Raw genomic sequence first — 8,091 nt, 5'->3', positions numbered from 1 at the left:
TGTGAAAGTAGGAGGTAAATGCCTTTTATGAATAACATTTACCTCCTACCCGATTCAAAAGAGGTGTCGGATTACCCTGTTATACTTCTATCTTCTTGTGTACGTTGAGCATACCTTTGGGATCGAGAATTTTGTCTACCTCTTCTTTGGACAAGAATCCTTTTTCCACTACAATCTCGTGCAAGCTCTTGCCTGTTTCTAAAGCTTCCTTAGCCACTTTGGTACTGTTCTTGTAACCAATGTAAGGATTCAATGCGGTAACAATTCCAATGGAATGGTTCACCACATCAAGATTGTGCTGGGTGTTAATGGTAATACCTTTCACACATTTATCAGCCAATGTATTCATGGCATTGTTCAGCCACTGTGAGCTTTCAAACAGACATTGCACAATAATAGGCTCCATCACATTGAGTTGTAACTGTCCAGCCTCTGCTGCTATGGTGATGGTTGTATCGTTACCAATGACCTTGAAGCAAACTTGATTGGTTACTTCTGGAATCACAGGATTCACCTTGCCTGGCATAATGGAAGAGCCTGGAGCCATAGGAGGCAAGTTAATTTCGTGTAGACCACAACGAGGACCCGATGCCATCAATCGCAAGTCGTTACAAATCTTTGATAACTTGACAGCCAATCGTTTCATAGCACCTGAATAGCTCACATAATCGGCTGTGTCGGGTGTGGCAGCAATCATATCGCCTGCTTCCTTAAAGTCCTCTTTTGTGTATTCTGCCAAATACTTGGTCACCAACTTGTCGTATCCTGGTGCTGCGTTAATACCTGTACCAATGGCAGTTGCTCCCATGTTGATAGTCAAAAGGCGCTTGGCGTTTTCGTTTAGGAAGTCTATTTCTTGCTCTAAGCTGTGTGCAAAGGCCTTAAACTCTTGCCCTGAAGTCATAGGCACTGCGTCTTGTAACTGTGTACGTCCCATTTTCACAGCGTCTTTGTATTCATCGGCTTTGCTGTTGAACGTGTCTACAAGGTGGCGAAGACTCTCCACCAACGTCTTATTCATTCGATACACGGCATAGCGTAGTGCAGTGGGATAAGCGTCATTGGTAGACTGTCCACAGTTCACATGGTCGTTAGGGTAGCAATGCGCATAATCCCCTTTTTTATACCCCATGATTTCCAATGCACGGTTGGCAATCACTTCATTGGCATTCATGTTCACCGAAGTACCAGCACCACCCTGAACCATATCTACAGGGAATTGATCTTGCAACTTTCCTTCAATAATGTCATCGCAGGCTTTGCAAATGGCTTCTGCAATGTGTGTATCTAAGAAGTCTGCCTCTGCATTGGCTTTAGCAGCAGCCTTCTTGACATAGGCTATCGAGATAACAAAGTCGGGATAGTCGCTCATCTTTCCTGTTGATATCTTGTAATTGTTAATAGCGCGCTGAGTTTGCACGCCATAATACGCATTTGTAGGAACTTGTAATTCTCCTAACAAATCACTTTCTACTCTGTAATCTTGGTCTTTTTCCATTGTGTATTTTTTTTCGTTAACATTTTATATGGTGATATTTTTTTTCTTTATGCGATATTGAGATAGATTCTGAATTTGTCGTGATGACAGAATGATAATCAGGATGTTTTTCATCAATTGATATTTTTGAAATATCGCCTTTCCTTTTTTATAATCTTCTTTTTCAGATGATATAAATAGTTGTTAATATGACGGTTTTGCAAAATGGTTTGTACGCCTCATTATTTCCTTTCGCAAATATAGATATAATATTTGACATGCGCTCTTGTTTACGTCTTATTTTATGGTGTTTTTTCAAATTGAAGAGACAGTATCTTTTTCTGCTTTTGTCTTATGGTGTGCATTTTTAAGGATTAACACTGCTACGGCAATCAATATCAACACAAATCCGATGGCTATGTGTACCGTAAACGGCTCGCCAAAGACCATAATGCCGATACACATCGCCGTTAGTGGTTCGAAGGCACCGAGTATTGCCACCAAGGTGCTGCCAATACTCTTCAGCGACAAGATGAGGGTGATGTTGCTTACTACTGTTGGAAGCAAGCCCAATAAGAAGAGGTTGAGCAGGACCGTACCCGTATGAATGGCTGGCAACCTACCTGAGGTGAATATGGCGTATAACATGAGCAGCAGCATCGTGAAGAAGAAAATATAAAAGTTTACTTTTATGGTGGGTATGGTGCGTATTTTCATTGTAGGGTAGGCAACCATATAAATAGCGTACGATAGTCCTGACAGAAGCTCTAAGCAGATTCCCAAAACAGAGATGTTGCCAACACCGTTCTCTATTCCTGATAAGAAACATACCCCTGCCACTGCCAGTCCAATGGCTAAAAAGGTAGTACCCGATGCCTTTTCACCCCTAAAAATCATCATTAACAGAGCAGTCCACACAGGATATGAAAACATAATAACGGTTGCGATGCCGCTGGACAGATAACGATAGCCCTCGATAAGGAAAACTGCCGACCCGGTATACATAGTGGATAGCAGCATAAGGCGGAGCGATTCGCCAAAGCGAAGGTGCAGACTTTGCCGTTGGTACATCAGCACAACAAGCATAATGAGACAAGCAAAAGCAAAGCGATACACCAATACTGCGGTGGAGGGCATGCCCGTTGCTAATACTGGAATACTAAAGAGTGGTATAAGCCCAAACGCTGTTGCAGAGGTGATGGCTCCTACAAAACCATGTATTTTGTTCATTGGAGATTCTTTTTTTTAGTTGACGAGTTGACAAGTTTACGAGTTAACAAGGTGATAGTTGATTTAGTTGGTTTAGTTGACGAGTTGACAAGTTTACGAGTTGACAAGGTGATAGTTGGTTTAGTTGGTTTAGTTGACGAGTTGACAAGTTGACGAGTTGACAAGTTGATAGTTGATTTAGTTGATTTAGTTGGTTTAGTTGACGAGTTGACAAGTTTACGAGTTGACAAGTTGATAGTTGATTTAGTTGGTTTAGTTGACGAGTTGACAGCTATTAACTTGTTAACTCGTCAACTTGTGAACTCGTCAACTAAATAATGCTATTAACTTGTCAACTTGTTAACTCGTCAACTCGTCAACTTATAAACATTCAATACAACAACATCAACCCTGCGAATGCCGCATAGCAAATCATTCGGATAGGATTAATTTTGATATATTTCGTTCCTATAAATGTTGCGATGAATAAGGCAATACTAATCCAAAACTGCCATGGATTTCTCACCATTGAGCCAAAGTTTTCCTCATTCATCAGCAGTAGGGTAGCAGCAGCCAAGAGACCAACAACAGCAGGTCTTAGGCCGCTAAAGATATTTTGCACTGGTTCTGTATTCATATATTTCATAAACATCTTGCTAATGAGTATCATGAGGACAAGGGAAGGTAGCACCAAGGCTGTGGTGGCAACAACCGAGCCTAAAACCGACATCCACATGCCATATCCTGCATTGTGAACCGCAGCATAGCCACAATAGGTGGCAGAGTTGATGCCTATGGGACCAGGTGTCATCTGACTGATAGCCACAATGTTGGTAAACTCCGCACTTGTCAACCAGTGGTGTTGTATCACTGTCTCTGTTTGTATGAGCGACAGCATGCCGTAACCACCACCAAAACCAAACAAACCTATTTGGAAAAAGGTAAAGAAGAGATAGAGATAAATCATATTACTCAGTAGGCTTGATAAACTGTCCGTAAATATAGCCACCTGCCGCTGCAGCTATGATAATAAAAATAGGGTTGACTCCAACCGCCCATATCAGCAGCGCAGAAATAACGGGTATCCAACAGTTGACTAACGATATCTTCGCACTCTTTGCTAAGTTGAAGGTGGGTACGGCTATCAAGGCGACAACCGCAGGTCGAATGCCATTGAACATGGCTGCTATCCAAGGCACGTCCATAAAACTATGAAAGAACATCGCAATCAGCAAAATGATGAGAAAAGACGGCAATGCCGTCCCTGTAGCCGTACAAATGGCTCCGGGTGTGCCTCGTAACTTATAGCCAACAAAGGTGCTGATGTTGATAGCAAACACACCTGGACAGCTCTGTGCAACGGCAATGAGGTCGAGGAACTCATCTTTCTCTATCCAATGATGCTTCTCCACTACCTCTGTTTCGATAATGGGAATCATGGCATAGCCACCACCAAGGGTAAACGCTCCTATCTTGAAGAAAGTCTTAAAGAGCGTCGTCCAGCGGTAGTTATCCTCTGATGTCTCTGCCGTGTTGGGTATTTTGATATGATTGCCCATGCGCTGTGAATGGTGATAGTCTCCTTACTAATGAATACCTTTTTTTCAACTCGTTAACTTGTCAACTTGTGAACTCGTTTACTCGTCAACTTGTCAACTTGTCTACTCGTCAACTATACTTCTCCTTCTATCCACTTTCTCGCATTTACAAACGCCTCTATCCATGGGGTCACTTCATCGCAGTGATGCTTGTGCGGATAATAAGCTGTTTGCCAAGGGAAGATAGCACGTTCTAAGTGGGGCATCATTGCCAAATGACGTCCATCCGCAGAACAGATGCCAGCTACACTGTAGTCGCTGCCATTTGGATTTCCGGGATATTCACTGTAGTTGTATTTTGCAACAATATGATACTTGTCTTCTGACTCTGGCAAGCTAAACTTCCCTTCTCCATGCGCTACCCAAATACCCAATTTGCTATGAGCGAGGCTACCAAGCATCACACTGTTATTCTCTGGAATAGACAAACTTAAGAATGCACTCTCAAACTTTTGTGAGTCGTTGTGCAACATGCGTGTGTGTCGTTGAAGTTCAGGGTTAATCAAGTTCAGCTCCACCATCAATTGGCAACCGTTACAGATACCTAATGAGAGCGTATCCTTGCGAGCATAGAACTTATCAAGCGCTTCTTTCGCTTTTGGATTGTATAGGAATGCGCCTGCCCAACCTTTTGCAGAGCCCAACACATCACTGTTTGAAAAACCTCCACAGAATACAATCATATGGATATCTTCCAGTGTTTCCCGACCAGATATCAAGTCGGTCATCATCACATCTTTCACGTCAAAGCCTGCTAAGTATAAAGCATAAGCCATTTCGCGTTCGCCATTGGTGCCTTTCTCTCGGATAATGGCGGCTTTAATTCCTGATGTGGAGCGACGATTGGCATCCAGCTGGTATTGAGAGAGCTTGCCTGTAAACTCCTCTTTGAAGTGCCACTCAACGGGTTGTTGCCAATAGTTCTGTCGGCGTTCGTCTGCTTTTCCATTCATGCTCTGTCGTTTGTCCAGCAGATAAGATGTCTGATACCATGTGTCACGCAATGCATCAATCTCGAATTCGTGTTCCCATTCTCCTTTCTTTATCACGAGCTGGCGTACTTTGGGGGTAGGGTAGCCAATCTTGGCATATCCAATACCTTCGGCTTCTAAGTATTCGCGCAATGCTTGTTTGTGCGTGTCGGATACCTGAATGATGACACCCGGATTTTCTGCAAATAGGGTTTTCACCACATTATCTTCTGCAAAATCGTAAAGATTTACGTGGATGCCTCCGTCAGGATTGGCAAATGTCATTTCTAAGAGGGTGGTAATCAAGCCACCAGCACTAATGTCATGGCCTGCCATCACCCAACCTTTCTTGATTAAGGCTTGAACTGCTTCAAAACAATCGGCGAAATACTCTGGGTTTTTCACCGTCGGAACGTCACTCCCCACTTTTCCTAAGGTTTGCGCAAAGGCACTTCCGCCCAACCGTTGGTCGTCGAAAGAGAAATCTATGTAGTAGAGTGATGAGTTCTTATCGTTCACTAATACTGGTGAAACTACTTTTTTCACATCTTCCACTTCACCTCCTGCGCTGACAATGACGGTTCCCGGAGAGATGATTTTCTCGCCATTAGGATATTTTTGAGTGAGTGAAAGCGAGTCTTTTCCTGTGGGTACGTTGATGTGGAGCGAGCAACAGAAGTCGCTCAACGCCTCGACAGCAGCATACAGGCGTGCATCTTCGCCCTTTTGTGAGCGACAAGGCCACATCCAGTTGGCTGATAGCGAGATGCCTTCCAGCCCATCTGTGAGCGGAGCCCACACAATATTGGTGAGTGCCTCTGCCACACTGAGCACACTTCCTGCTTGTGGCGAAGCCAATCCTGCTTGTGGCGCATGTCCTATCGCTGTTGCAATACCTTTCTTGCCACGATAGTCTAAAGCCACGACACCACAGTCGGAGAGAGGCAATTGTATCTTGCCTTGACATTGTTGGCGTGCTATTCTTCCTGTTACAGAGCGGTCCACCTTGTTGGTGAGCCAGTCTTTACAAGCTACAGCTTCTAATTGTAGCACTTTGTCAAGATAGCTATCTATTTGGTCTTGGCTATAGGTGGCGTTTTCGTAATGGCGTTCTACCGTCTCATCTTTCATAATGGTCTTGGGCGAATGTCCAAACATTTGTGCCACATCCAAGTCAAACGGTTTCTTTCCATCCCCTTGTACGAATGAGAAGTGAGCGTCGCCAGTGGTCTCACCTACCACGTAGAGCGGTGCACGCTCACGTTCGGCAATCGCCTTTACGTGGTCAAGATGTTGCTCGTCAATGAGCAGTCCCATGCGTTCCTGACTCTCGTTGGCAATGATTTCCTTGGCACTGAGCGTCTTATCACCAATCGGCAGCTTGGTCATGTCAATCTCTCCACCGCAGTCTTCTACCAATTCGGACAAGCAGTTCAGGTGTCCAGCACTACCATGGTCATGGATAGATACCACTGGGTTGCTTTCTTCTTCCACCAAAGCCCTTACCAAGTTGTAGGCACGCTTTTGCATTTCGGGGTTAGCACGCTGTATAGCGTTCAGTTCTACACCACTGGTATAACGTCCTGTATCAACGGATGACACGCTTCCGCCACCCAGTCCGATACGGTAGTTGTCGCCACCAACTACTACCACCTTATTGCCTTTTTGCGGTTCTTTCTTCAAGCAGTCGCGTTTTTTGCCGTAACCAACACCGCCAGCCAGCATAATTACCTTGTCGTAACCCAACTTTTGGTCGTCTTCTTGGTGTTCAAAAGTGAGTACCGAACCGCAGATTAATGGTTGTCCGAACTTGTTTCCGAAGTCGCTGGCACCATTCGAAGCCTTGATGAGTATTTGTTCGGGCGATTGATAGAGCCATTTACGCACGGGCAGGATGTTCTCCCATGACCGTGCTTCGCCTTGCAATCGAGGGTAAGCTGTCATGTAAACGGCAGTTCCGGCTAATGGCCAAGAGCCTACACCACCACCCATGCGGTCGCGTATCTCTCCACCTGTTCCTGTTGCAGCACCGTTAAAGGGTTCTACGGTGGTGGGGAAGTTGTGTGTTTCGGCTTTCAATGAGATGACACTCTCGATGTCTTTTACTTTGAAATAATCACTAGTCGCCTGATTTTCGGGTGCAAACTGTTCTATCATGGGGCCTTGTGCAAAAGCCACATTGTCCTTATAGGCAGACAGTATCTTCCCCGGATTCTCTTTGGTGGTACGCTTAATCATGGCAAAGAGCGACGATTCTTTTTCTTCACCGTCAATGATAAATATGCCACCGAATATCTTATGCCGACAGTGTTCAGAATTGATTTGTGCAAACCCGAATATTTCGCTGTCGGTGAGCGGTCTTCCGTTCTGCTTTTCTATGGTGTGCAGGTACGCCATCTCTTCAGGCGAGAGTGCCAATCCCTCTTGCTCGTTATACTGTTCCAGATTCTCAACCAGCTTGATAGGCTCTGGTTGGTGATTCACCTCAAAAATGTCTTGTCCCAATCCGTCGTACATTCTTTGCAACATCGTGTCATGTTCCGCCTCTTTTGAGCGGACAGGGAAGAATTCCTCAATACGCAAAATGCCGCTTAGATTCATATTTTCAGTAATCTCAACGGCATTGGTACTCCATGGAGTAATCATTTCGCGCCGTGGTCCTACGAAGAAGCCCTCAAGCTGCTTTGCATCCAAGCAAGTAGCTTGCCCAAAGAGCCAACACAGTTTGTCGATGTCTTCTTGACAAGGTTGGTGGTTTATCTCCGTTGCAATGATATTCTTTTGGGGTGTTTCAAAGAAAAGAATCATATCTGTAAAATTAGTATAAAGGTGAATG

5 protein-coding genes are annotated in these 8,091 nt (G+C 44.5%); all 5 read right to left on the bottom strand.

The features are described 5' to 3' along the window. Positions 1–79: 79 nt before the first annotated feature. Positions 80–1,498: an aspartate ammonia-lyase gene (aspA, locus tag HMPREF9304_RS03450; RefSeq protein WP_036926453.1), complete on the bottom strand. Its 1,419-nt coding sequence runs from the start codon at positions 1,496–1,498 to the stop codon at positions 80–82. A gap of 294 nt (positions 1,499–1,792) precedes the next feature. Continuing rightward, complete coding sequence (locus HMPREF9304_RS03445) at positions 1,793–2,707, bottom strand: DMT family transporter (protein WP_036926451.1); 915 nt, start codon at positions 2,705–2,707, stop codon at positions 1,793–1,795. 370 nt (positions 2,708–3,077) lie between these two features. After that, a complete protein-coding gene (locus HMPREF9304_RS03440; RefSeq protein ID WP_036926449.1) occupies positions 3,078–3,653 on the bottom strand; it encodes a chromate transporter in 576 nt (191 codons plus the stop codon). Between the two features lies 1 nt (position 3,654). Next, positions 3,655–4,245: a chromate transporter gene (locus HMPREF9304_RS03435; RefSeq protein ID WP_036926447.1), complete on the bottom strand. Its 591-nt coding sequence runs from the start codon at positions 4,243–4,245 to the stop codon at positions 3,655–3,657. 113 nt (positions 4,246–4,358) lie between these two features. Further along, positions 4,359–8,063 carry a phosphoribosylformylglycinamidine synthase gene (purL, locus tag HMPREF9304_RS03430; RefSeq protein WP_036926444.1) on the bottom strand — a complete coding sequence of 1,235 codons (3,705 nt, stop codon included), beginning with the start codon at positions 8,061–8,063 and terminating at the stop codon, positions 4,359–4,361. Between the last annotated feature and the right edge of the window lie 28 nt (positions 8,064–8,091).

This window comes from Hoylesella timonensis S9-PR14 (assembly GCF_000762405.1).
Taxonomy (GTDB): domain Bacteria; phylum Bacteroidota; class Bacteroidia; order Bacteroidales; family Bacteroidaceae; genus Prevotella; species Prevotella timonensis_A.
Note: the sequence above shows the minus strand (reverse complement) of the source record. Positions and strands in the feature narration are given on the sequence as shown.